A 22,860-nucleotide genomic window follows, 5' to 3' on the forward strand; every position below is an offset into this window, starting at 1 on the left:
TCAACCGCCATGACCGCATCCTCCTAATCGCGATCCGCGAGTCCCGAGCCCTGCTGATCTACCCGTCAATGCGTGCGGCCACAGCCTTGAGGTCCTTCACTCCGCTCGTCTGGCAACAGCGATGACGACCGGCGAGATCGAAGCAGCACGGCTACTGCTCGCCCGACTTGGGCTTCGCGCGGAAGACCTTCTCGGCGACAACGGAGCTCAGGATCGCTCAACTCCAACGTTCTCGGACTACATCCAACGTCTCGAATCTGCCTGCGCTTCAGGAACATTACGCACCTATGCACCCTATTGGCGTCGCATCGCGAACGCATGGGGAGACCGACAGATCACCGAACCATCCCCTCTCGAGATCAGGGAAATGATCGAACACTGCAAACGAGACGCGATCGTCCGGCGGAACTCCCGAGGAGGTCGCTCAGCCGCAGAGCATATGGTTGGTGCGCTCCGCGCGCTCTTCCGCCAAGCCCAGGCCGATGGCTACTTAACCGCCACCGACAACCCTGCCAACCGGATCGCCAAGCCGCGTCGGCTACCGAGTAATCGCCACGCGCTGTCCGGCAGTCTCCTTGCCGACATCGCGCGAGTTGTCGCCACCACGGGCAACGATCCCGACCTCGACACTCTTATTCTCCGTCTGCACATCGAAACTGCTTGCCGGCGAGGTGGTGCGCTTGCGCTGCGGCCGTGCGACCTCGACACGAAACAATGCCTCATCAAGCTCCGAGAAAAGGGAGACACGGTTCGCTGGCAACCCGTCACTCCATCATTGATGCAAGCGCTGACCCGCCACCGTCAGCGCGGATTCGCGCCTGACGAGCAACTGCTCCGATACCGAAACCGAAAGCCCATCACGGCGCGCCGCTACGACTACATCTGGACGAGAGTCGCGAAGCACCTACCTTCGGCAGCCTCCCAACAAGTCACCGCGCACTGGCTTCGTCACACCACGCTCACATGGGTCGAACGTCATCGCGGATACGCGGTCGCACGAGCGTTCGCCGGACACAACGATGGTGGTGTAGGAAATGCTGGTGTGACTCTCACCTATGTTCGTGCATCGCTATACGAAGTAGCCGAAGCGCTCACCGCGATGACCGGTGAACCGCACCCTCTGGTGAACGAAAGGGACATAGAGACAAGTCCTTTGGCTGCTTGAGTGGTACGCGAATCCGAACGGGCTGAAAGGCAGCCGAAACTCTCCGCCACTGACCACATGCCCCCGTACCTCCGGTCTATCGCTGGGGTGGCTGGATTATCAACCCGTCAATTGGGTGGCCCCGTCAGTTGCCAGTGGGTGCGGCTCGGCAGTCAGGACCGAAAGAGCTGCTGCTACCTCGTGGAGGTTCGCTTTGACGTATGTCGCGGTGGTGCCGCCGGTTTTGCCTGAGTGACCGGCGTATTCCCGTGCAACGGCGTAGCTGAAGGTGCGCTCGACCCAGGTCAGAGTGGTATGCCTCAGCCAGTGTGTCGTGACGCCTTGACTGGCGACCCACGGGAGTTCGAGTCCGATGCGGTGCCAGAGGTGGTCGTAGCGTCGATGGGTGATGGGCTTCCCGTTGCGGTATCGGAGTAGTTGCCCGGATTGAGGACTATGGCGCTCGCGGCCGTGGGCGACGAGGTGGCTCATCAGAGTCGGGGAGACCGGTTGCCAGCGGTCGGCTCCGTCCTTCTCGCGGAGGAAGACCAGGCACTGGGAGGTGTCGAGGTCGTGCGGGCGTAGTGCGAGGGCTCCGGCTCGGCGACAGGCAGTCTCGAGGTGAAGGCGCAGGATCAGAGAGTCCAGGTCGGGATCGTTGCCGGTGGTGGCGGCGACGCGGCAGATCTCGGTGAGTTGGTCGGCCGGGATCGCGTAGCGGTGGGATTTGCGGCGTACGGGGAACGCGAGTTGTCGAGCGGGGTTGTCGCCGGGACGGATCCATGCTCGATCTTCGGCGTACCGGTATACACAGCGGACGGTGGAGATGAAGTGCTCGACGGCGCTGGTGCCGCCGCGAGAGGCCCGGTTGGTGCGGGCTGTGGTGCGGATCGTGTGTGCCATGGCCTCCAGATCGGGCTTGGTGACCTCGTTCAGCCTGCGGTGGCCCCAGACCTCTTCGAGTCGGTTCAGATGGGTGCCATAGGTACGTCGCGTACCGGCTTCGAGGGTCACGCGGACCGCCGGGACGATTTCGGCGAACGTCGGTACCGATGCGGCAGGAGTCACCAGGTCCGCGGGCGACAGCCCCATCTGTGTGAGTAGAAGGCGCGCGGCGGCGATCGTGTCGCTCGTCGCGGCGACCGTGTTCGGGACGAACACGGGTCACCGGTCCAGGAGGGCGAGCTGGGTGGCCAAGACCCTGCCCGTCGTGGATGGCGGATGGATCAGGAGCTGTTTGCGACTGCGGCGTCCAGCGAGCAGGACACGCTGGCCGATCAGCAGGCCGACTCGGCGTCGCTGCCGGTACGGGATGCGGAAATAGCGGTCAGCGGTGACCTGGACCGGACCGTCGGCGGCTTCGCCGACGAGCAGGAGGTCATCGAGTGGGCGAAGCTCGAGGCGTGTCCCCGGCAGCCAGCCGAGGGTAGTCATCACGTGCCGGTCCAGGACTCTGCCCGCGTCGCCGACCGTCGATATGCCGTACAGCACGTCGTCGTCGGGGATCGGGTCGGGTCCCGGCGTCGTCGGCAGTGGGCCGCGGATCAGCTGTTCCAGTGGCGCCTGCGGGGGAATCAGCGGGGGGATCATCGCCGCCCCCGAGCGTGTACCGTGCGCGGTCCGTCAGGGGCAGGGATGGTGGATCCTGGCAGATCTGCCAGGAGTTCGTGCAGGTGGGTGCGCATTTCCCAGGTCACCTCCGTGTGTTCGAGTGCGCTCGAACACACGGCACGCAAATGCGGCAAATCTACCGTGAATCTGTGCACCCAAGCGGACCTCTTTCAAACCGTGAAGGTTTGAAAGAACCCGTTCTGGTACACCTAACCGGAACGCTTTCAAGCCTGCCGCTCCCTCTCGAACTGCTCATCACCAAGCTCGGTGAACATCCTGACAGAGCGCCACGTAAGAAGCTCGTCAACAAGGTGAAATCGGCGAAGCAGGAGCGACGAGAGTACAAGCAGAACAAGAGACTTCTGCCGGTAGATGTTCAGAAGCTGGTGGCACAGTACGAAGCCGGTGCCTCGATCGCCAGCCTCGCCCGCGAGTTCGGTGTCCATCCACAGACCGTGGACACCCACCTGAAACGGCAAGGCGTTGAGAAGAGGGGCGCTTTCAGACTGTCTCGCCAGCAGAACGAGATGGCTGTGAAGCTTTACGCCGATGGTTGGTCCACGATTGAGATTGCCAAGGAGTTCGGCATCTCAACCAATGCGGCACGGTTGACGTTGATCCGCGCAGGCGTGACGCTCCGGAGCTCCCAAGAGGGGCGATGGCATACGGACCGCAAGACGTCGCGGCGCAAGGAGAAGTAGGTAGTCGATAGACCTGCCGGGCGCTACCGTTCAACGTTGTCGCATTCTGGTGTCCCGGAGTACTCCTCTAATATGGCTTTGTCTAGCTCGTCGCGTTCGCTGTCGATTGCGGGGACTGACGAACGTGGATGTTCCCCCGTCGATGCATGTTGACGCAATGCGCCAAACTGTCACTCGCTGGATCGAAATTTCCGCGCGGCAATAGACCTGTCGATGTGCCCAAACGTGGCCGACTCGATCTACGATGTCGCGAGTGGTTTTCGGCAAAGAGCGACTGATCCTTGGGCGACATGGTGCAAGATCGTGTATAACGATGGTATGCCTGGCGATATCGACTATACTAGTCTGCTCAGCGAATTGGATTCTTCCGAGTTTTCTAAACTACGTCCAGGCCAGTTGGCTGCTCTGGAGCAATACTCGACCAAGCATAGCGCGACCGCTGACTTGGCAATCGAACTGCCGACAGGCGCTGGGAAGAGTCTGATTGCGCTACTTATAGGTGAGGCGTGGCGACGCCAGGGCAAAACGGTTGCCGTACTGACGGGTAACAAGACTCTGGCGCGCCAGATGGAGGCCGAGGGTACGCGCCTGAATGTGCCTATTGTCCGCTTTGAGGGGGTTGGCAATTCGATTCCTCTACCGAGTAAACGTCGGTATCGCAGAGCACAAGCAATCGCAGTGATGAATTACTGGGTCATGATCAACCAAGGCTCAAAGATCGATGGCGCCGACCTCCTGATAATCGATGACGCTCACCTTGCCGAAAGTGCGCTTGACTCTCTCTACTCGGTGGAAATCGACCGATACCAGCATCCGGGTCTCTTTAATTCGCTTGTCTGCGACCTCGCCCAGGCGTTTCCAGACTACGCATCACTGCAGGATGCAATGACGGACAGTCCGTCGCGAGCAGGTACGGAGCTGCTGTCATTTCTCGATCAGAGCGCGTTCGCTGACCGATTTCGCACAATTATGGATGCTTCACCGGAAATGCTAACCGACGACGACCTTCGGTACCGATGGGGGCGGGTGCGTGAGCGTATCCGTGAAGTGAATGTTTACTGCTCCACGCGGTCACTGTGTCTGCGACCATACGTGTATCCGCTGCAAGACTTCGTTCGATACGCCGATGCTGAACAGCGTATATATCTGTCGGCCACGATCGGAAATCCCGCAGATCTGGCGCGGCGATTGGGGACCAAGCCAATCGTCAAGTTGCCGCTTGAATCAGGCATAGCTACGGAAACCTACGGCCGCCGTCTGATTGTGCTCAACCCGGATGACTCCGCAGATTTTCCTCTACATCTACAGAGGGTCGTCATTGCCGCCCTCCGAGTGCAACCGAAGAGCGTTTGGCTCTGTGCTTCCAAGAAGGATGCCGAGGAGTTCAAAGCGTCTATCACCCTCTGGCTGAAGGCTATGGGGCTGCCCGACGGGCCTACGTGGCTACTGTCAAACCTGGGGGATGAGATCGATCAGTTTAAATCGTCACCGACGGGACATCTGTTCGTGGGCGGTAGATTTGACGGAATGGACTTCTCGGCAGATCAATGTCGACTGGTCGTTCTCGCCACACAGCCCCGCGCCATCAATCTCCAAGAGGAGTTCCTCGTGAACTACCTCCGTGACGCAGAGTTCATGATTCAACGTCTGAATCAACGCATCATGCAAGCATTGGGCCGCTGCAATCGTTCCGAAGACGACTACGGTGTCTACGTCCTCGCGGACCGACGTTTCAGCACACATTTTAGCCAAGAATCTCGTCGCCGAGGACTGCCTGCGAACATACAGGCCGAAATCGATTTGGCAGAAAATGACACTATCCTGGATGCTGCCGCGCTCACAGAAAGGGTTACGTTGTTCCTCAGCGGAGACTTCGATCAATTCGATCGGGATCTCGCCGAGACGACAAGCGCGGTGCCGCCGGTGGTAGCGGGGAGCGAGGGAGACGACGCCAACGCGGAGATCACGGGATGGCTGAAATTATACGAGCGGCAGGACTATCGCAGCGCAGAGTCTGATTTTCGTACTCGTCAGGAATCGTATGCGAACGCCGGGGTCCGTGAGCTGGGGGCTTTCGCTCAATGGTGCGAAGCCAAGGCCGCCTTCCTAGAAGGTCGACGCGGAGACGTGGCCGCTGGAGCAAGATCGCTTGAGACTCTTGAACATGCTATTGCTCGCGGCGGGGCGTCATCGTGGTTCAACCGTCTCCGCTCCTCCCTTCTCCGGTACAAGAGTCAGACAAAATCTCTACAGCTCATTGGTGAAGATGACTTCCGAGTCGCGGTCGTGCAAAGCTTTGACGACCATCTTGAGCGCTGGGGTGTTGGTGTACGTCTTGAGAAGTGGCGGAACCGGATGACCGCAGGGTTGTCTTCCACAAGTCACGACCAGTTCGCTGAATCTCTAGAATTTCTCGGGACCATACTTGGATTCTCCGCATCGCGACCCAAGTATGGTGCTGCGACTGATTGCCGGTGGCGTGGCATATTCGGCAACAGCCATGAAGCAGTGACGTGGGAAGCGAAGATCGAGCACTTGGTTGACAGCACTATCGACGCGCACGCTGTGGGACAGGCCCACAATCAGGCAACCCGAGCCGCGTCAGAACTCGGAAACCGGGGATACACCATACGAGGTGTGATCGTCACTCACCTCGAACAGCTTGATCCCGCAGCGGCTTCTAGTATCGGGAACGTAAAGGTGATCCGGAAGGACGCGGTCATCGAGCTGTGGAACCACGTTAATGGCCTCCTCGGAATTTATGCAAATAAATGGAACGCGAACAGCACAGAGGCGCGCCTCGACGCGGCCGACAGCATAGCTTCACAGCTCCCGCCCACGGGATGGCTCATCCGCGCTATTGATACTACCGAAATCTTCGTGAACGCCGAGACTCTTCTGCACGAGTGGCCAAAATAGGAACAGAGTCGAGAAAATCGAAAAGCTATGACTGAGATGACCCCTACAGTGGGGGCTGGGTTAATGGGTACGACCCAGCGTCGTGCTCAAATCATGAGCGACTACTATTGATGCCTGCATCTGAAACAATAAACCGAGCACGCTCGTATAATTCATCGAATGTGATGATCTCAACGTCAGTTATGCCTCGGCGATAGAATTCGAATGAAGATACTTGCTCGGGATTGAACGTCCCACCAACCTCGAATTCGGATGTTCTTCCTGCAACGACTATCTGCCTCGGCTTCACGGTAGATACTTCGAAGCCAGAAGGTGTGCCGTCTGGGTCAAATTGACGATGAATGTAGTCGTGAACACTTCGGACTGCCTTATCTGCCGTCTTTTGTACCTGCGCGACAGCTCCGACGATATCTTTCGCAGGCTGAAAAACGTCCGGCGGTCGGTATGCAGTACGATCCAATAGTGGAGTGTCGTGTCGTTTAATTTCACAAAATAGTAGACTGCTTAGCACCCCGCGCGAACGAAGGACCGCATCGCTGCGCTTGCCGGCCCCGCCGAACAGACTTGCACCCGTGGTGATCCGCTCAAGCTTCTTATCATCATAACTGGCACACGCAATAAGGTTGAGCCCGTAACCAAAGATCCATGGATTCTCTTCGAAGAAGGCTTGCCATAGATCCTCTACCCGAGTCTTCTCAAGCCGCGCCCGCTCAGTGGCTAGAAATTCTTCGTCGCTTAGTAGTTTATGGAACCTATCAAGTTGACCTTTACGATTTGCGATCAGGTTCAGATCTTCCTGGGTGACCTTCCCTGCAAGCGCCGTGCTGAGTGCGGCAACCAATACCTCCTTATCGCTTCCATGGAGTATCTCGACCAGTTGCGCACGCTCATGCCCGACAACTCGGAATACTTCCTGGGGGACAGTGACGTCCTGGCAGGTCCGCAGGAAATTGATTAAGCGCCACAGGTTTTCATGGCCATCCCGAATATCTACAGCTGCTTTGATCATATGAAACGGCGGTTCATCTGCTGTCCGATGGTCAATGGCTGCATTGTTTTGACCTCGCCGCCTGTCTTTTTTCCAAAACTTCAGTCGTGGCGAATAGGATGTGCCGTCGTGGATAAGAGTGACTGTGCAAAGTGTCGATACTTTCGGTCCTTCATGGAGGATGAAGTCTGTAATCAGACGCCGCTTCTGCGCGTCATAAAAGTAGTGGAAGTTCGGATTGTTGTCACTCGGTCGAATTTCGAGCGTAGAAAGGTCGCCTCCCTCGATTTTGAATTCCGTCGCTAGGCCACGGGTCAGCAAGTCTATCCAGTTACTCACAGATTCTCTTTCAGCCACTTACTTCCGCTCTCTGCTATGCCCTTCCAAGCTGCGCCATCGCCAGTGACATCAATGACCAGCAGTTCGTCGTCGGAGTCCAAGTGACTCCACGCCTGATCTCGAACCTCTTTGGCGGATAGTTCAGTTTTAACAAGCCAAAAGCTTTCGAGGTGGTGCCAACGTGTGCTAAATGACTTGAGATAGCTAATGAGGTCGGAGTAGTTTTGCTCCGGCCTATTGAGGTCGTAAGATATTAATATAGTTTTCACAGTGATGCCCTTTCTGTAAACAATTATCAGTTACGAAGTCTATTATATTTTAACGACGCGTTTTTGACCATAGGTCAATCTTGTTCTATAACCACAAGCGCTTTGATCGGAGGTCTCTGCTGGTGCATGCTCTCAGGGTGGTCACTGTATCACTTACTATAAACAATGTGGGGACTTGTGTGAGCGGCGTGCTGCATCGCAGCGCAGGAGAGGCTGGCAGTATAAGAAAGGCAAGACGTCACCGGGTAAGAAAACGTAGGTGATCAATGAGCCGCCGGTTGGTGGATCTGCCAGCATCCGGGCGTCGCCCCCAATCGCCACCATCTGCACCGCAGGGATACCGAAAAGCCGCCCCTCGGAAGTCCTCCAGGAGGGCGGCTGTCGAGCAGGCGGCAGGGCACGTTTGGCTAGGCGAACCGCTATTCACCCGCTGCGAGTGGTCAGTAGCGTCCCGGGAATCGGCCGTTGAACAACAAATTCCAGTACTCGAAGGCTTTGTCTACGTTGCCCGCTTTGTTGTAGTCCAGTGCTTGTTGGGCACGCTTCGTGGCGGTGGCGAGTTTAGACAGGGCATCTCGCTCGTTCGCCGGGGACGAGCAAGCTTGAATCCTTCCCGTAGCGCCAGTTGGGTCGTTCATGTCTGCAAGCCCAACCCGCTCCAGTGAGTTCAGGAAGATGGCGAGGTCGATCGGATAGATGATTGAGGACTGGGTGTTCATGTAGGCGGCGGCGCGCATTTCGAGGTAGAACGAGGAGATCGGTACGTCGCGGTAGTATTTCCACGCCTTGACCAGACGTGCGAGTTCTTTGGCTCCGCCCTTGGCGCCTACCTTGCTGTTGCACTCGTTGACGTACTTGACGTGAACTTCGGGGCTCGACTCCATCCACTCAGAGGTCACACCGGGAATCTTGAACTTCATGCCGCCGTCGAGGTTCTGCTGAGCGTAAGCGGGGATGATCTCGACGCGTTCGTAGCCTTGGCCGAAGTCGAGGACAACCGCGGGACGGGAAACGTGGATGTATGTTTGGGGGAAGCGTGCGAGGAGCGCGGTGCGGACGCTGCTCAGGATGGAGCTTCCAAGCTGCGGTCGCGTGGATTTGAGTGAGACGAAGAAGTCGACATCGCTGTAGACGCTGACACCGGTTCCATGCTTGAAGGAGCCGGTCTCGAACATCCGGTGAATCCCAAAGGTGTTGTCCAGCTTAGATTCGATACTCGCGCGGTGCGATGTCGCCTGTGCGCGTTCCGTTGCCGTTGGGGTGATGTTCTCCAGAAGCCTGGTGAAGCCTTGTTCGACTGTGCGTGCCATGTCTAGTTCCCCCCGTTTCTAGTGACGTCGCCTGAGATCTGGCGCGCCGCACTGTTCATCGCTCGTTCGTTGGCCTTGCGCTTCAACCAGTACATGAAGTCGGGCACCTGCGGTGCGACCCGTCGCAGGTTGAACAGTTCGTTCTGCCACACCAACAGATCCTGGCTCTCCAGCCCCGCTGCGTTGTTCGAGAGCTTCGCCTCGATCGCGTCGCTGAGCTCGCGCCGGTCGCGGGCGGCTTTCTTGATGCTTCGCCAGTAGTCGTAGACATCGAGGAAGGCAGGCAGAAGCGGGAGGACGACGCCAAGCAGCACGACCGGGAACGTGAGATCGAAGACGAAGCAGAGGATCGTCAGGATGATCACCCACACAACCATCAGCGTGATCCACATATTCGCTGTCGATCGAAGCAGGCGATCGGTGTAGGAGACATTGGCCCGCTGACAGATCGCGACCGAGACGGCTCCGTCCTGCGTTGCGTCGAACGGATACCAGTCCAACAGCTTGTCCTTGTTCGCCTGATCGAGCACGGCCTGGTCATCGCCGCTGATGACGTTGATGTCTTCGAGGGACAAGGCCGATGCCCGGCGACCGCTTGACGGCATACCGTACACACTGAAATCGAAGGTTTCCTGGACCGCTGCGGCCTTCTCTGCCGCTTTCTTTTCCTGCGCCATGATCGTTGTGCGGCCCAGGAAGGCCCACAGCGCAGCGACGGCACCCCCGATGGTCGCCGAGGCCGGGATCAGTACCGCGAATATCGGTGCAGCGATAGCGATGATCCCCATGCCGAGCCACCGACTCGCCATCCAGCGCTTCGCTTGGCTGTAGAGCCGTCTTTGAACGAGTAGTAGTCGGAGCGGTTCGACATCGTTCTGCTTGGTTGCCATCGTGGCAGTCGCTGGTGGCTGGTACTGATCGTCGGCGTTTTCGGCTGCCATCAGGTATTGAATTCCTCGTCGTTAGAATTTTGATATCGGTGCGTAGAGTTTTGAGTAAGAAATGGCTTGAACTGTCGGTATTATACCATTTCGAATCAATTTGGGATTTAATTTTGCGGGAACGGCGCATTGTGGCGACTATATTGGTCTTGCGTCTACTGTCAGGCGACAGGGCTATGGTTGGAGCACTCTTTCTCCTATATCAGCTAATCGGGCTATGATTACCTGCCGTCGATATTCAACTGCCAGGCGGGCACAAGTAGGCGACGCGCTCACGGCCAACCCGCCGACGAAACTCTCCAATCAGACCTTCGATAAGAGTCTCGCCAGCGCCAGTCGGTAGCTCGATCGCCACATCGGAAGCATTGAGGTTGCTGCCGTGCCAGGACCGCCGGATGCGCCCATAGATCTTCCAGCCCGTCGTTCGCCAGCGCCGGTTGCCGGTACAGCTGTTCTGGGTCTTCTGGCGCCATTTTTGTAGCGGTGCGACGCTTGAGCGCCATCCACATCCTCTTCTCGGGCTGACTTCGGCGAACTGGGCGTCTTCGGAACTATTGCACCCGCTGACGTCGGTCAGCGCAGGGATTTTCGGATCTCGTACTGAACGTCGGCCGTGCTCTGCGGGTCGTTACGCAAGTGCGAAGCGCGGCCCGGCCCAGGGCGCGAGACGGTTCCTCGGCCAACCCCGATACTCGCTTGGCCGCGGCAGCCGTACACATCACCTGTGGCTGGTCGCTGGACATCTGTCTGTCCTTCCCAATGTCGCTGCGCACCTGCCGATTCCGCAGCAGCCGGGTACGCTTGGCGAGCATGGGGAACCCACTTGACGCCACCCGCAAAGCTATCGAGGCGATGTCTGCCCGATCCTTCGACCACGATGATCCGGGCTCCGAGCGCGAAGCGCGACAGGTGCTGATCAGGTTCTTTCAGGAATCGGAACACGCCCCGTACATCATGGCGCTCGGGTTCGAGAATCTGGCCCACCTGCTACTCCTTGAGATCGAGGAACTCACAGGCAAGGCGCCGCACCTCACGTTGGCCCAGCACGCCAAGGCAATTGAGCGTGCAGCCGCGAACCCGCTGATGTAGTCGGCATTAACCCAACATCCGAAGGAGCGAAGTGCCGACATTGCGGCACCGCGCTCGACTGACCGGATAGGTGCTCAGCCGAGCCGTTTTGCGACAGCCCATTCGATGAGGATGAATTCGGATCTCTGTTTGTACCGGTGACACGCGACCGACGAAGCGATTGCGCAACCAGTTCGAGTTGGTATGAAAGTCTTCGCCGCAGTAGAGTTTGTACTTTGCATCCGCTGCGCCACATTTTCGAGAGGACTTCAAATGGCACGCAAGGTCATTGTCGAACTAGTTGATGACTACGATGGTGAGTCCAAAGCCGAGGAAACGGTCCTCTTCAGCGTCGACGGCGTCGCGTACGAGATCGATCTGTCAATCCTAAACGCTGAAGCTCTTCGTGGGGTTTTCGAGCGGTGGACACCGTATGCCCGGAAGATCGGTCGTGTTCAACGCTCTAAGGCGAACTCGGCCAAGCCGGCGATCGACCGGGATCGGACTGCGGCAATCCGAGAGTGGGCTCGCAAGGAAGGGATCGAGGTGTCCAGTCGGGGGCGGATCTCTGCCGAGCTGATCCAGCAGTACGAGAAGGTGTCGGCGTAGCTTTCACCTTCCATTCTGGGCACTGCCTATTTTCGCGGCGCGCCAGAGTCGTATAGGCATGCACCCTTGGAACACCCATCCAGTGGCATCGTTGCAGGTCAAGGGGCTGGAGGATGAAGGCGCCTCCCTGACTTAGGTCCACAAGCTGTCGCAGCGCTTGGCACCCAGGTGTGGCCGAGGAACTGGCGAAGGCATACCGAGCAGGCACACACACCTCGCTCCGCGGTTCGGGGTGTGGCCAGAGGCGGTACGACGGGCGCTACTCAAGGCGGGAGTGAGGATGCGGCCGGCGGGTGGGAGTCGGCCGAAGGAACAGCGCTAGGTGACCCACGAGCCTGCCGCAAAACGCGCGCCGGTCATCCCAACGCAGGGCACCCATCCAGGCGTTAACTGCCAAGCTCCCTACACGGGATCGCTCGTCGGCGTCGGCCGCTGTCTGGTGAACGGAATAGAGGTGAACAGACGGACTGTCCGACCGTTTGCCTCTGGCGCGGGCAGCGGCGGTGCCGAGTCTTCGGAGGAGTCAAGGTGATCACCGAGCTTCGGCAGCGCCTCGACGAGCAGCTGGAGTTCCTCGAAGAGTCGGTGGTTCCCCTTGGCGTTACGAAGCGCAGCCACCCAGTCGTGGTTGTCCCGCCATGCGTTGATCAGCCGACTGCCGATCGTGCGGTCCACGACCTCCTTGTCGAAGATCCCCATACGAACCCCCGCCGCGATGTTCTCCAAGTAGCCGAGGTAGGAACGCAGATCCATATACTCTTGCTGCCCCTCGTGGATCGCCTTGCTGCGAAAGTCGGGATCGCCGTGGATCCGCCGGTACAACGCGTGCTGGTGCTCGATCGTCGAGGCGATGAAATCCAGTGTCGCGCGGCGACACTGGCGGCGGTTCTCCTCGACCGCCTCGTCGGTGGATCGCTCGACAGCGAGACGCGATTCGTTCGCCTGGTGCGCGAAAACCCGCACCTGGTAGATCAACCCGCAAACGGCCAAGATCAGTGTCCCTACAGCCGTGAAAGCTCCTACGACCGCCGAAGATATTCCCATAGCCCAAGCATCGTCGATAGACTACGAACCGGCAGCGCGAACCGGCGTATCCAATTGTGTTGCAGGCGTGTTGATCTGAAGCAAACTAGTTTTAATGAGAGACCGACTCAAGCCGATCGGGTTGTCGGAACTCGGGGAGCCCTTGTGTACCCCAGGCTTCTTATGCGGGACTCAACAACTATCCAGCAAGGTGGCGCTCAACCGACGCCACCTTGCCGGTCATGGCGTCGGTGATGCCTGGCCGGACATCGCCCTTGAGCACGATGCTGCAGCGCGGCGCGACGGCCATCACTGCATCGATCGCCTGTTTGATCACCGCCATGACCTCGTCCCATTCACCCTCGATCGTGGTGAACAGGGCGTTTGTCTCGTTGGGCAGTCCACTGGCACGGATAACGCGGACGGCTTCGGCGACACCTTGGCCGACGCTTTCGCCGGTACCCATCGGCGTGACTGAGAAGGCGATGATCACAAGCAGCTCCTTGTCGATTCAATTCTCAAACTATGAGGCGTACAGCAAATCGGTGATGCCGCGTCGCAGTTCCTGTGCGCCCGCGGCGGGCGTGACATGCTTGTCGCCAGCCGCCTGGTACACCGTTTTGAGGCCATCTAAAACACGCACCGAACTGGTCCCGGACGCATCCTCCACCGCCTGCATGCCCAGCGCTACGCCTTCGTCGCTATCCCCATGACGAAGCTGCAAGGCGGCCAACCGGATCAAGCTCAACTGACGTGACCGGGCATGCGCGTCAGACAGGGACAGCGCCGTGCGCAACCTGTCAACCGTGTTGGGCACCTCGGCATTATGTCGATACGAAAGGTCGAACAACCCCTGAGCCGTGTCGCCTCGCAGGAGAGATTCGCTGTAGTAGCTTTTGAAGCCCTCGTGCTCAGTATCGGGATGATCTTGTCCGCGCGATTCAGCGAAAAATTGTTCGGCCTGGTCAACGGCCCTCATACATTCCACGGCGTTGCCGAGCTTCCCAAATGCACGGGCTTGCACGGCTGCGATGTCGGCACGGCGCAGCAGCGACAACCGATCAGAACGTACAGCGGCCAGTCCGAGCATGGTCAGGGCGTTGTCCGCATCACCGAGATAGATGTCCTGACGTGCCATGCACGTCAGGACGGCAGCCCGCAGCCACCACTCGTCGGCCTGCTCGGCACAGTGCCATCCCGCGCGAAAATTCGTCCGGGCCGCCTCGTGGTTGCCACGGTCGTAGTGTGCCCAGCCAACAACCCTGAAGAAGGTGCCGACCGCCGCGTTCATCGCGTCGTGGACAGGTGCCGACATGTCCGCGCGAAGATATTCCAAGGCCACTCGAAGTTGAGCGACCATGCCGTCCCCGACATGCAACCCGGCGTCATCGGCTGCCCGGAACAGCGATGCCCAATCCCTTACGCGGTCGGCGTGATCCATATCTACCCGCATGGGCGAACGGTCAATCGGCCGAGTGGCACTGGTGATCACGTCGTCCGTCAAGGCCGTGGCAGATACGGCTAGAAGACCGCGAAGAAAATCAGCGCGTCGCACGTCGTCAACCTGGGGTTCGGGGGTCCATGCCACCCCATCATAGAGCGAACGACCACTAGGCGGCGGGCTCGGGAGCCGGTGATGCCGCTCCCGCCAAGCCGCCTCACCCTCACCAACAATCTGCTCGAACCGCGCCCGGTCATCCGGCGTCGCCCGCCGCTGGTAGGTGGTGTCAAGGATGGCCTGGGTGTTCGAGCGCGGCTTGACCGCACTCAGGCCTGTGCGCCAGTTGCTGACTGTGGTGGTTTCGATTCCAAGCAGGGCAGCGAAATCGCGCACCGACTTGCGCATCGCCTCTTGCAATGCTGCTGCTTCGAACCCCGTCCATTCCCGCCCTCGTACCATCGCCCCTCCCTACATTTTTCGGTCCTGACCTGGGCAAACCCCTACGTTACGCCCACACTACCCCCACACCGGGCCAGTCCGGGCCAAACCCCTTGTGGGCCAAGGTCAAAGGCGGTACCCGGCACCGGGCTGACGCCGTACCCCTCAGCGGCGCACCGGTTTACCCGTGGGTGGCAAACCGGTGGCGAAAGCCCCCGGTGCCGGGTACCAACCGCCTGCTGGTCTGTTCGCCCCGTTCGGAAACCGGAGATGCCGCTCATGGCCGTTACCAATTCGCTTGCCATCCACCAACTGGCAGCCCTCTACGATGCGGCTGCACACGTCGCCCCGAGGCTGCCATTCACCGTCGAACATGCACACGAGGTGATGCAGTTCCATGTGGCCTGCCGCGCTACCCGCTGCCAGAGGAAGGCCGCCGCGCTCGATGCGCTCGTCGAGGCCGGACGCGTGGTGCTCTCAGCCAGCAAACCGCGGTGATCGGTGGTGACCACCATCCCGGATAGCGATCCACCTGAACCCGGCCCACCGCACGATCATTCGCATCGCCCCAACGACCCTGAGCCGGTCGATGCGGCTCTCAACCAAGCACTGCTCGAACCGCTGCCGTCCTCGGAGATGTTCCTTGCCTCGTTCGCGGGAGTCCGGCCGGTCGCTGGTCGTGACATCCTCGACCCTGCCTTCGACCTGGTGGCCTGCCAGCGCGAAGAACGGTTGGCGGAGGAAATCCTCACCGACGAAACCGCCTCTCTCGAAGAACTGAGAACGGCTGGCAGAAACCTTGTTTCAGCCCGGACGGACATCGTCATGTTGGTCACGATCATCGACGATGCTGTCCGTGACCGACTGAAGGCGCGTTGCCGCCACGACCCGAGCGCGCCGGTCCTGCCTCTCACCCCGGACAACAAACCACCCGATGTGGTGATGCATACCGAATCTGTCGGGGACGTCGCCGCGCGGATGGCTGAGCTGTGGGGACTGCTGGGTGCCTACGCACCAGACGTTAGCGATCCACCCGAAGCGGTGTTGCTGATGGAACTGTGCGATGGCTACGACGCTCTGGCAGCCGAGATCGAATCTGGCCGACGTCTGCCTGCGGGGGTGTGAGGGATGCCGACATGGCTGAACCTTCTCTTTGCCGCAGTCGCAGGCATCGCAGCAATCGCATTGCTCGCCTCCGTGGTCGCTATAGCCGTGAGGTGGCCCGACGATCAAAGTAGTTCGAGCACGGCCAGGCCGGCGCCGGGCGGCGATCCGGCATCGCGCCCGTCGACTGGCGACGCCGCTTCGGGGATCTGGCCCCATTCCTGGACACACGACGCACCCGATCAGCCCTTCACCGCCGACGAAGCCCACCGCGAGATGCAGGTGCATCGCAGCTGCCGCCTGGATGGGTGCGGTCGGAAGGCCGCAGCGTTCAGCACCCTGATCGAGGCCGGACGGGTGACGCCGGATACCTCGCGGCAGCCGTACTGAGTCATGGTGCTGATGAACGCCGCAGCAGCGCGGCGAAGTGTTGGACGCATGGTCACTTGCTTCGGTCCGAACCGTGCCGGGCTGACCTAAAACCCGCTTCGACTTCGGTCTCGGCACGAAATCATGGTGCCTTGACGGAAAACATCAGGCAGGAGTCTGGGCGCGGAGACATTCGTCGCAGGCTGGCCAGGCCTAGCATGTCCGACGCAGGCGCAAGCAGTGGCGATGGCGGGCAAGCCGCAGGCGGGGGCGCTCGGGGATGAAACTGCTACCGGCTCAGCAACTTCCGACGTATCCGGAGAAGATGGAGGTCAGAGGCCAAGTGCCCAGACGAGATCGTGATAATGGAGCAATCAGCGCTCGGTGAGCTACCACTAGATCCCCATCGGTCAGCCAGCTTCCGATCTTCCATGCATGGGCCGCTCCCGACCCCTGTCGTGTTGTTTCAGAGGTGACCCCACAGGTTGCATGCTCGTGGCCGAGAGGTCGGGGTACTGCGGGAGGCATCATTTGTCGGTCTGCAAGTTATTGCATAGCGTCATTTTGGGGGATACGCTTGCCGTGCTAGTCCTTTGATCCCTTAGGTGGAGGCGACGATGCAAGACTCTGGCAAGCTGACGATCTACACTCCGACTGCCGAGCGCATCGCGCGGACGATGGTCTCCAGTGATGCGTACCTGCTCAATGTGGACGACTTCTTCACTTGGAAGAGTGGCGTCAAGGCACCGGTGTATACCGACTGTCGTGTGATGCTGCGCCACGCGGGCGGGCGCTCGATGATCAAGAAGGCGTTGGGAAGTGCGACGCTGTCGAACTTCGGTATTCCCGATTACGTAATCGGCGTCTCCGAGGCGGGGATCGTGTGGTCCACGCTGGTCGCGGATGAGCTTCATACGCGTACTGCGTTCGTTCGGAAGCAGGCGAAGTCACATGGCATCGGCGGTTTGGTGGCCGGTGTTCCTGAACGTCCGGATCGCCTCGACGGCATCACCGCTGTCATCGTCGATGATCTGGTGGCCAGCGGAGAGTCCCTTGTTCACGCCATCACCGCGATACGTGAGGAAGTCGGCCTCGAGGCGATCGGTGTCGTGTCGATCGTGAACTGGGATTTCCTGGCGATGCGTGACCGCTTCCGTGAGCTGCGTGTACCTTTGGCCTGCCTGGTTTCCTATCCTCAACTGCTTCAGGCAGCGTTCGAGGACAAGCGGATCGACAATGACCAGCGCGAAGAGCTGCTGCGCTTTTACCGGAACCCGCGGGGCCACGTATGGTCTGGCCGGTTCGGCGGTAACAACGTCTCTGATCTGTCTCGAGGTGAACTAGGGTGAACCGCAAGGCAACGCTGGATGAGATCGCGTTGGAAGCCGACGTTTCAGCCGCCACGGTCAGTCGTACGTTCAACAAGCCCCAGATGGTCAGTGGGGTTACGCGAGAAAAAGTGTTCGAGGCGTCGCGGAGGCTGGGCATGGGTGTACCGGCCTTACAGACGCTCGGTCTCATCGTTCCAGACGCATCGAACCCCTTCTTCTCGCAGCTCATATATCTGTTCGAACGTGAGCTTGCCGTGCACGGCGCGCAACTTGTCTCCGCCAGCGCGGACGGTCGACCGGATCGAGAGGTCGAAATCGTCGAACGGTTTCGGGCGATGGGTGTCGAAGGTATCTTCTATACGCCTGCCCGTTCTGGCGGGGAAGCGATCCTGGAGTTGGTCTCGCGCGGCGACGTGCCGGTGTTGGCGTTCGATCGGCAAATCGTCACAGGTAATCTTGATTGCGTTACGACCTCCTCACGTACAGCGACTCAAACAATGGTCGACTACCTGGTCAATCTCGAACACGAACGGTTCGGCTACATCCTGGGGGCGGATCAAACAACGACCGCCTCCGACCGGTACGAAGCGTTCGTTCACGCCCTCGCGCGAAATAGCCTGGAGTTGCGGCCTTCTTTGACGTTTCCCGGAAATTACCACGCATCTTCGGGTAGGGACGCAGCTGAATCATTCTTGCTCCTGTCGGACAGCGAGCGGCCGACGGTAATGGTAGCTGCCAACGACTTGATGGCCATCGGATTCATTCAGCGAGTCCAGCAGGAAGGACTCTCGGTTCCACTCGATGTATCCGTTACGGGTTTCGACGGCATTGAATTCGGTGCATGGTACTCACCGTCTTTGACAACCGTTGTCCAGCCTGTTCGGCGCCTCGTTCGGGAAGCAACGAAATTGCTCCTCGATCGTATAAGCCGCACCTCTCGTGGTGATGAACTACCGCGCCCACGCACCGTCACAGTGGACCCCCGATTTGTGGTCCGCGATTCTGTCGGAGTCCCGCGCAGCTCCAGGAGACCTCCAGGGCTATATGTACTTAACAATGAATCCGATAACTGATAGAATAGAAGGAACTATGGGACGCGTATTCGTTATCGGAAGTATCAATGATGACATCGTAGTGCTTGTTTCGAGGCACCCCCGTGTCGGGGAAACTCTCGTAGGCTCGGATCTGAAACACTTTCCCGGAGGAAAGGGTGCCAATCAGGCAGTCGCGGCCGCTCGTGCGCAAGCCGACACGACCATGATCGGATTGGTTGGCGAGGACGCCGCCGTAAAGCGGCAAGGAATTGGTCGACTATCTCACGGGCGCTGGCGTGAATACGAGCCTGATCGAATCGACCGACGCCGCGCCGACCGGAACAGCACTCATCACCGTCGCCGATGGAGACAACACGATCGTCGTGGTCGCTGGTGCCAACGGCCTGCTGGGCCAAGAGCACATGAAGAACTTCACCCCAGAGAAGGGTGATGTCGTCCTGGCGCAGTTCGAGACGCCCATCGAAACGACCATTGCCGCCTTCGAGGTCGCCCGCAGCGTCGGTGCGACCACGATTCTGAACCCGGCTCCAGCCGCGGCCGTGCCCGGGCCTCTGCTCGGTCTCGTTGACATTCTCGTCGTGAACGAGCACGAGTTCGCGCTGCTCTTCGGCCAGGAACCGTCGCAGGCGGAAATGATCTCGACGGCCCGGCGAGCCGGCTACCAGGGAAGTCTTGTTGTCACTCTCGGCAGCGATGGCGTCATTGCCGCGAGCGACGACGCGACGGTGCGCTACAGCGGTCACAGTGTCGCTGCGGTCGACTCCACCGGAGCCGGTGATTGCTTCGTCGGCTATGTCGCGGCGGGAATCGTACAAGGCTTGGCGTTTGATCTCTGCCTCGAACGGGCGAACCTTGCGGCAGCGATCAGTGTGACAAGGCCGGGAGCCGCATCGTCCATTCCGACTGTGGCCGAGGTGGACGCATGGAGGTGACGTGGCGCCTTGTTCTTTTCGACTTCGACGGCGTCCTGTGCGACAGCCGCGAAATGGCAATCGACTATGTCGAGGAATTGCGACTGGACCCGGGATTCGCAGGGTTGCCGAGTGTTCGAGCCGATGGTCATTTCGGGGAGCTGTATCGTGGAGAGCTGCGCAGCGCGCTTCACCGATTCGGGATATCACCCGAGGAGTCACGCAGATTCTTTGCGAGCCACGCTGAATCCATGCGAGGCCGGGTCGCTGATCTGCGTCTGTTCGATGGTGTCGTACAAGGACTTCGGAGCCTGCCTCGATCAAGCTACGCGATTATCACGTCGGCCTACAGTGATGCGGTACGCGCCATCTTCGAGCATTCGGGCATCGGCACCGATGGTCTTGAGATCATCGGCCACGAAATACGCACCACGAAAACCCAAAAGGCCAGAGATCTGTTGGCGAAACGAGGGATAGACCCCTCGGACGCGATCTATGTCGGAGACATGGAAAGCGATATCGAATACTGCCGCGGACTAGGGCTGCGTTGCATCGCAGCCACCTACGGCTACCACCCCGACACGGTACTCCGAGCTGCTTCTCCGTTCGCGCTCGTCGACTCGCCGGACGAACTCTTCACCCATTTACAGAAAGGACTGATTACAGCATGAACATACTGATCCTCATCGATCTGATCAACGAGATGGTCGATCCTCGTGGCAAACTCGCCTCCAAGGGCTACGCCGAGTTCGCTCGAAGCGCCGGTGTTCCCGACGCGGTCGACGCGTGGCGACGTTCGAACGACGTCGACCGCGTGATCCACGTCGGGCTCGAATTCCGCACCGACTACGCCGACGCGGCCCGGAAATCGCTGCTGCTGGGCAAGGCTCCCGAATTCGGCGTGGCGAAGCACGGCGAGTTCGGTGCCGAGTTCGTCGACTGGGCCGCCCCCAAGAACGACGATATCGTCATCCGCAAACAGCGGATCTCCGCATTCTTCGGCACGGACCTCGACGTTGTGCTCAGAAGCCTCGGCGCAACCACTGTCACCATCGGAGGCGTCGCGACCGACCTGGCCGTGTCCTCGGCCGCTAGAGATGCCCACGATCGCGACTACGAAGTACGAGTAGCGCAATCTGTGTGCGTCGCCGCGACGAAGGAAGACCACCAAGCGGCACTGCAACACATCGCCAAGTTCGCCACCATCGTCTGACACCTCGCCGAACTACACGGCGTCATCGACCGGCCGACTCCCACCGGAGAATCGAGGTCACTATTCGCTTGTATACACCCGAATACGGCGGCATCGGATACCGCTACTCACCATCCATTCGATCGACCATCAGCTACTGCACGGCTCGACACGGAGGAAACACAATGCAAACAAAGAGCACCGGCCAGGCCACGGAGAAGACAGCGAAGCCCTTCTTCGGGACAGCGCGCGAGAACGACACATCCAACATCCGCGACTGGTACACGCGGCTGCCCAACACCAGGGCCGAAAGCCCGGCCGCTGGCCGGGACTGCTGACAAATAGGAAGTGACCACCATGCTGTCGTTCCTGACAACCGAGAGACTCAAAGCAAACACAGAGCTCCTAGTACAGGCAGCGAGCGCTCCGTCAGGGACGGTCAGCCCCGAGGGAGGGGAGCGCGCTATCGCAACAGGACGCACCGCCTACTTTGAGGCGTTGAACCGCTTGCAGACCGTAGCGCTCCCCTCGCCTCGAACACCGTGGCCCGACATCAAACTTCAGCCAGGAGACCCCACGGCAACCGAGCTGTTGTCAGTCTTCGATCTCACGGCCAACTGGCCCGACATCGCGCCAGCCGATGAATTGCGGGAAGCGATCAAGGACATCCCCGCGGCGTTTCGACTGTTGGAGACCGCCGACGTGGAGGCACTGGACAGCTTCTGCAATCTCGTATCCCGCATGATCGCGGTAGCGGTATTCGCGGCAGACTTCTCCGGTGGCGGGATGAGCGAAGGCCACAACCTGGGGCTGGTCTGCTTCGGCATGGACTCGAAATGGCCCGATATGACCATCCATTTCGCCGAGACGTTCATTCACGAAGCCACCCACCAGGCTCTCTTCCTGGAGGACATGCTGCACAGAGTGTTCACTGACGAGGCCCGAGTGCGCGTTTCTCAACATCCGCTCCAGGCATACAGCACCACGCGTGCCACACATCGCCCTTACGATGTCTCGTTCCACGGAGCCTGTGTAACAACCAGTCTCGAGGAATTCCGGCGACGGACAGGGCTCAGTTCCCAATACCCGGAACAAACTGCGCACGTGGCACGCGAACTCGAACGGTCAGTCGAGGATCTGACACGACTGCGTGAACAGGCGCTCACTGACAACGGAAATATGATCCTCGAAGAATTGATTGAGAAGACAGCGGCCATGTCGCTTTAGTGGACGCAAGCACGAAATACCGGAGTGGGTCGACATGACAAAATTTAGCGATTCCAACCCTGAACACCCCGACTGTGAAACCTGGCTACGAGACCTTACCGAAGAGGGTGCCACTAATTGCGGAGTCTGGTTCTCACGCGAGGAAATGGCATCATTGGGCGATGATCTGGCCGAAATCCTCGCCGATACCGACATCGCAGGCGTCGTTTACGAGGCCGAGTCGGACAGCACGAGAACCATATTCGGTATCCACCGGCTGAGACAATCCTATGAACTGCTTGTTAAGGATCAACGGTTCATATCCACCGCCGAGTCGATACTCGGTGAACCAGTCTACCTATACCAGACCAAGCTGAACCCGAAAGCTCCTGGCGCATACGGATGGGACTGGCACATCGACTACCAAGCCTGGTGCCGCGACGACGGCATGACCCACCCCAGAGCAGTCACCTTCGGTGTCTACATCGATGACGTCCCGGTTGAGGCCGGACCGTTGACCGTCCTGGCCGGGTCACACAAGTACTTCGGCTCCGAAGGCCTTGTGTCGGCAAAACCCATCGGCAAAGGCGGCGGGCATGCATCCTGGCACGAAGACTTCGGCGTCAATCTGAAATACCCTCCACCCCAAGACTTCATGGACAAGCTACTTCGGGAATGCCCTAAAAAATCATTCACAGGCGAATCCGGCAGCGTCATAGCCTTCGTCGGGGCCACCGTTCACGGATCCCCCGGCAATGTTTCCGGTGCTCGCAGAGCAGTCGTGTATCTCACTTACAACGCCGTATCGAACCGCCCTGACCCAACGGCTATGAAACGTCCGTCGTTCATCGTAGAACAGTGAAAGACGACCTATCACTGCGAACAATCAAT

Annotated in this window: 23 protein-coding genes and 1 pseudogene; 16 read left to right on the plus strand and 8 right to left on the minus strand. The window is 59.4% G+C overall.

The features are described from left to right. Positions 1-121 precede the first annotated feature (121 nt). Positions 122-1,165: a site-specific integrase gene (locus NV348_RS24070; RefSeq protein ID WP_098086793.1), complete on the plus strand. Its 1,044-nt coding sequence runs from the start codon at positions 122-124 to the stop codon at positions 1,163-1,165. Positions 1,166-1,264: 99 nt separating this feature from the next. Here NV348_RS24070 and NV348_RS24075 read toward each other — a convergent pair whose 3' ends face one another. Together NV348_RS24075 and NV348_RS24080 are read right to left on the minus strand one after the other, a co-directional pair. Continuing rightward, on the minus strand, positions 1,265-2,236 hold the full coding sequence (locus NV348_RS24075; protein WP_098087169.1) for a tyrosine-type recombinase/integrase: 972 nt from the start codon (positions 2,234-2,236) through the stop codon (positions 1,265-1,267). A 72-nt stretch (positions 2,237-2,308) separates the two neighbouring features. Beyond that, positions 2,309-2,734 carry a hypothetical protein gene (locus NV348_RS24080; RefSeq protein WP_098086794.1) on the minus strand — a complete coding sequence of 142 codons (426 nt, stop codon included), beginning with the start codon at positions 2,732-2,734 and terminating at the stop codon, positions 2,309-2,311. A 146-nt stretch (positions 2,735-2,880) separates the two neighbouring features. Here NV348_RS24080 and NV348_RS24085 point away from each other — a divergent pair, with 146 nt between their 5' ends. After that, complete coding sequence (locus NV348_RS24085) at positions 2,881-3,456, plus strand: hypothetical protein (protein ID WP_447148856.1); 576 nt, start codon at positions 2,881-2,883, stop codon at positions 3,454-3,456. 225 nt (positions 3,457-3,681) lie between these two features. Then, entirely contained in the window at positions 3,682-6,375 is a 2,694-nt protein-coding gene (locus tag NV348_RS24090; protein ID WP_447148857.1) for a helicase C-terminal domain-containing protein, read from the plus strand. 91 nt (positions 6,376-6,466) lie between these two features. On the opposite strand, the gene NV348_RS24095 is transcribed toward NV348_RS24090, so the two are convergent. The 3 genes from NV348_RS24095 to NV348_RS24105 all read right to left on the minus strand — a co-directional run bounded on the left by NV348_RS24095 (position 6,467) and on the right by NV348_RS24105 (position 10,222). Next, a complete protein-coding gene (locus tag NV348_RS24095; RefSeq protein ID WP_447148858.1) occupies positions 6,467-7,702 on the minus strand; it encodes a Shedu immune nuclease family protein in 1,236 nt (411 codons plus the stop codon). Positions 7,703-8,411: 709 nt separating this feature from the next. Continuing rightward, positions 8,412-9,281, minus strand: a complete 870-nt coding sequence (locus NV348_RS24100; protein WP_447148859.1) for an SMODS domain-containing nucleotidyltransferase — start codon at positions 9,279-9,281, stop codon at positions 8,412-8,414. A 2-nt stretch (positions 9,282-9,283) separates the two neighbouring features. Next, the gene (locus NV348_RS24105) at positions 9,284-10,222 is read right to left on the minus strand and encodes an S-4TM family putative pore-forming effector (RefSeq protein WP_447148860.1); all 939 of its coding nucleotides are present in this window, start codon (positions 10,220-10,222) and stop codon (positions 9,284-9,286) included. 696 nt (positions 10,223-10,918) lie between these two features. Here NV348_RS24105 and NV348_RS24110 point away from each other — a divergent pair. Together NV348_RS24110 and NV348_RS24115 are read left to right on the plus strand one after the other, a co-directional pair. Next, complete coding sequence (locus NV348_RS24110; RefSeq protein WP_447148861.1) at positions 10,919-11,311, plus strand: hypothetical protein; 393 nt, start codon at positions 10,919-10,921, stop codon at positions 11,309-11,311. Between the two features lie 252 nt (positions 11,312-11,563). Further along, entirely contained in the window at positions 11,564-11,899 is a 336-nt protein-coding gene (locus tag NV348_RS24115; RefSeq protein ID WP_447148862.1) for a histone-like nucleoid-structuring protein Lsr2, read from the plus strand. Between the two features lie 402 nt (positions 11,900-12,301). Here NV348_RS24115 and NV348_RS24120 read toward each other — a convergent pair whose 3' ends face one another. The 3 genes from NV348_RS24120 to NV348_RS24130 form a co-directional block, all read right to left on the minus strand. After that, positions 12,302-12,943, minus strand: coding sequence for a DUF4760 domain-containing protein (locus NV348_RS24120; protein WP_447148863.1), 642 nt, complete (start codon positions 12,941-12,943; stop codon positions 12,302-12,304). A gap of 178 nt (positions 12,944-13,121) precedes the next feature. Then, the gene (locus tag NV348_RS24125; RefSeq protein ID WP_447151129.1) at positions 13,122-13,421 is read right to left on the minus strand and encodes an MTH1187 family thiamine-binding protein; all 300 of its coding nucleotides are present in this window, start codon (positions 13,419-13,421) and stop codon (positions 13,122-13,124) included. A 24-nt stretch (positions 13,422-13,445) separates the two neighbouring features. Continuing rightward, complete coding sequence (locus NV348_RS24130) at positions 13,446-14,822, minus strand: NsdA family TPR-like regulatory protein (protein WP_447148864.1); 1,377 nt, start codon at positions 14,820-14,822, stop codon at positions 13,446-13,448. Between the two features lie 258 nt (positions 14,823-15,080). Between NV348_RS24130 and NV348_RS24135 the strand changes: the two genes are divergently transcribed. The 11 genes and pseudogenes from NV348_RS24135 (at position 15,081) to NV348_RS24185 (ending at position 22,831) form a co-directional block, all read left to right on the plus strand. After that, positions 15,081-15,299 (plus strand): hypothetical protein, encoded by a 219-nt coding sequence (locus tag NV348_RS24135; RefSeq protein ID WP_447148865.1) that lies wholly within the window; start codon positions 15,081-15,083, stop codon positions 15,297-15,299. A gap of 6 nt (positions 15,300-15,305) precedes the next feature. Then, the gene (locus tag NV348_RS24140; protein WP_447148866.1) at positions 15,306-15,926 is read left to right on the plus strand and encodes a hypothetical protein; all 621 of its coding nucleotides are present in this window, start codon (positions 15,306-15,308) and stop codon (positions 15,924-15,926) included. Positions 15,927-16,879: 953 nt separating this feature from the next. Beyond that, positions 16,880-17,623 carry an orotate phosphoribosyltransferase gene (locus NV348_RS24145; RefSeq protein WP_447148867.1) on the plus strand — a complete coding sequence of 248 codons (744 nt, stop codon included), beginning with the start codon at positions 16,880-16,882 and terminating at the stop codon, positions 17,621-17,623. Continuing rightward, complete coding sequence (locus tag NV348_RS24150) at positions 17,620-18,678, plus strand: LacI family DNA-binding transcriptional regulator (protein WP_447148868.1); 1,059 nt, start codon at positions 17,620-17,622, stop codon at positions 18,676-18,678. Before NV348_RS24145 ends, NV348_RS24150 begins: the two co-directional genes overlap by 4 nt. 16 nt (positions 18,679-18,694) lie before the next feature. Next, positions 18,695-18,877: pseudogene (locus NV348_RS24155) on the plus strand (PfkB family carbohydrate kinase); the annotation flags it as partial. A gap of 31 nt (positions 18,878-18,908) precedes the next feature. After that, entirely contained in the window at positions 18,909-19,592 is a 684-nt protein-coding gene (locus NV348_RS24160; RefSeq protein ID WP_447148869.1) for a PfkB family carbohydrate kinase, read from the plus strand. Next, positions 19,583-20,242: an HAD family hydrolase gene (locus tag NV348_RS24165; RefSeq protein WP_447148870.1), complete on the plus strand. Its 660-nt coding sequence runs from the start codon at positions 19,583-19,585 to the stop codon at positions 20,240-20,242. Before NV348_RS24160 ends, NV348_RS24165 begins: the two co-directional genes overlap by 10 nt. Continuing rightward, complete coding sequence (locus tag NV348_RS24170; protein ID WP_447148871.1) at positions 20,239-20,784, plus strand: cysteine hydrolase family protein; 546 nt, start codon at positions 20,239-20,241, stop codon at positions 20,782-20,784. Before NV348_RS24165 ends, NV348_RS24170 begins: the two co-directional genes overlap by 4 nt. Positions 20,785-20,948: 164 nt before the next feature. After that, entirely contained in the window at positions 20,949-21,101 is a 153-nt protein-coding gene (locus tag NV348_RS24175) for a hypothetical protein (protein ID WP_447148872.1), read from the plus strand. 19 nt (positions 21,102-21,120) lie between these two features. Then, complete coding sequence (locus NV348_RS24180; RefSeq protein WP_447151130.1) at positions 21,121-21,990, plus strand: aKG-HExxH-type peptide beta-hydroxylase; 870 nt, start codon at positions 21,121-21,123, stop codon at positions 21,988-21,990. 34 nt (positions 21,991-22,024) lie between these two features. Continuing rightward, the gene (locus tag NV348_RS24185; RefSeq protein WP_447148873.1) at positions 22,025-22,831 is read left to right on the plus strand and encodes a phytanoyl-CoA dioxygenase family protein; all 807 of its coding nucleotides are present in this window, start codon (positions 22,025-22,027) and stop codon (positions 22,829-22,831) included. Positions 22,832-22,860: the final 29 nt, after the last annotated feature.

The sequence above is a fragment of the Nocardia fodinahabitans genome (assembly GCF_052983615.1).

Coding starts and splice junctions, on each gene's coding strand:
- NV348_RS24115 (WP_447148862.1), top strand. CDS start 11,564: ATGGCACGCAAGGTCATTGTCGAACTAGTTGATGACTACGATGGTGAG.
- NV348_RS24070 (WP_098086793.1), top strand. CDS start 122: ATGACGACCGGCGAGATCGAAGCAGCACGGCTACTGCTCGCCCGACTT.
- NV348_RS24100 (WP_447148859.1), bottom strand. CDS start 9,281: ATGGCACGCACAGTCGAACAAGGCTTCACCAGGCTTCTGGAGAACATC.
- NV348_RS24185 (WP_447148873.1), top strand. CDS start 22,025: ATGACAAAATTTAGCGATTCCAACCCTGAACACCCCGACTGTGAAACC.
- NV348_RS24165 (WP_447148870.1), top strand. CDS start 19,583: ATGGAGGTGACGTGGCGCCTTGTTCTTTTCGACTTCGACGGCGTCCTG.
- NV348_RS24105 (WP_447148860.1), bottom strand. CDS start 10,222: ATGGCAGCCGAAAACGCCGACGATCAGTACCAGCCACCAGCGACTGCC.
- NV348_RS24120 (WP_447148863.1), bottom strand. CDS start 12,943: ATGGGAATATCTTCGGCGGTCGTAGGAGCTTTCACGGCTGTAGGGACA.
- NV348_RS24130 (WP_447148864.1), bottom strand. CDS start 14,822: ATGGTACGAGGGCGGGAATGGACGGGGTTCGAAGCAGCAGCATTGCAA.
- NV348_RS24175 (WP_447148872.1), top strand. CDS start 20,949: ATGCAAACAAAGAGCACCGGCCAGGCCACGGAGAAGACAGCGAAGCCC.
- NV348_RS24180 (WP_447151130.1), top strand. CDS start 21,121: ATGCTGTCGTTCCTGACAACCGAGAGACTCAAAGCAAACACAGAGCTC.
- NV348_RS24135 (WP_447148865.1), top strand. CDS start 15,081: ATGGCCGTTACCAATTCGCTTGCCATCCACCAACTGGCAGCCCTCTAC.
- NV348_RS24170 (WP_447148871.1), top strand. CDS start 20,239: ATGAACATACTGATCCTCATCGATCTGATCAACGAGATGGTCGATCCT.
- NV348_RS24085 (WP_447148856.1), top strand. CDS start 2,881: ATGCGGCAAATCTACCGTGAATCTGTGCACCCAAGCGGACCTCTTTCA.
- NV348_RS24075 (WP_098087169.1), bottom strand. CDS start 2,236: ATGGGGCTGTCGCCCGCGGACCTGGTGACTCCTGCCGCATCGGTACCG.
- NV348_RS24080 (WP_098086794.1), bottom strand. CDS start 2,734: ATGATCCCCCCGCTGATTCCCCCGCAGGCGCCACTGGAACAGCTGATC.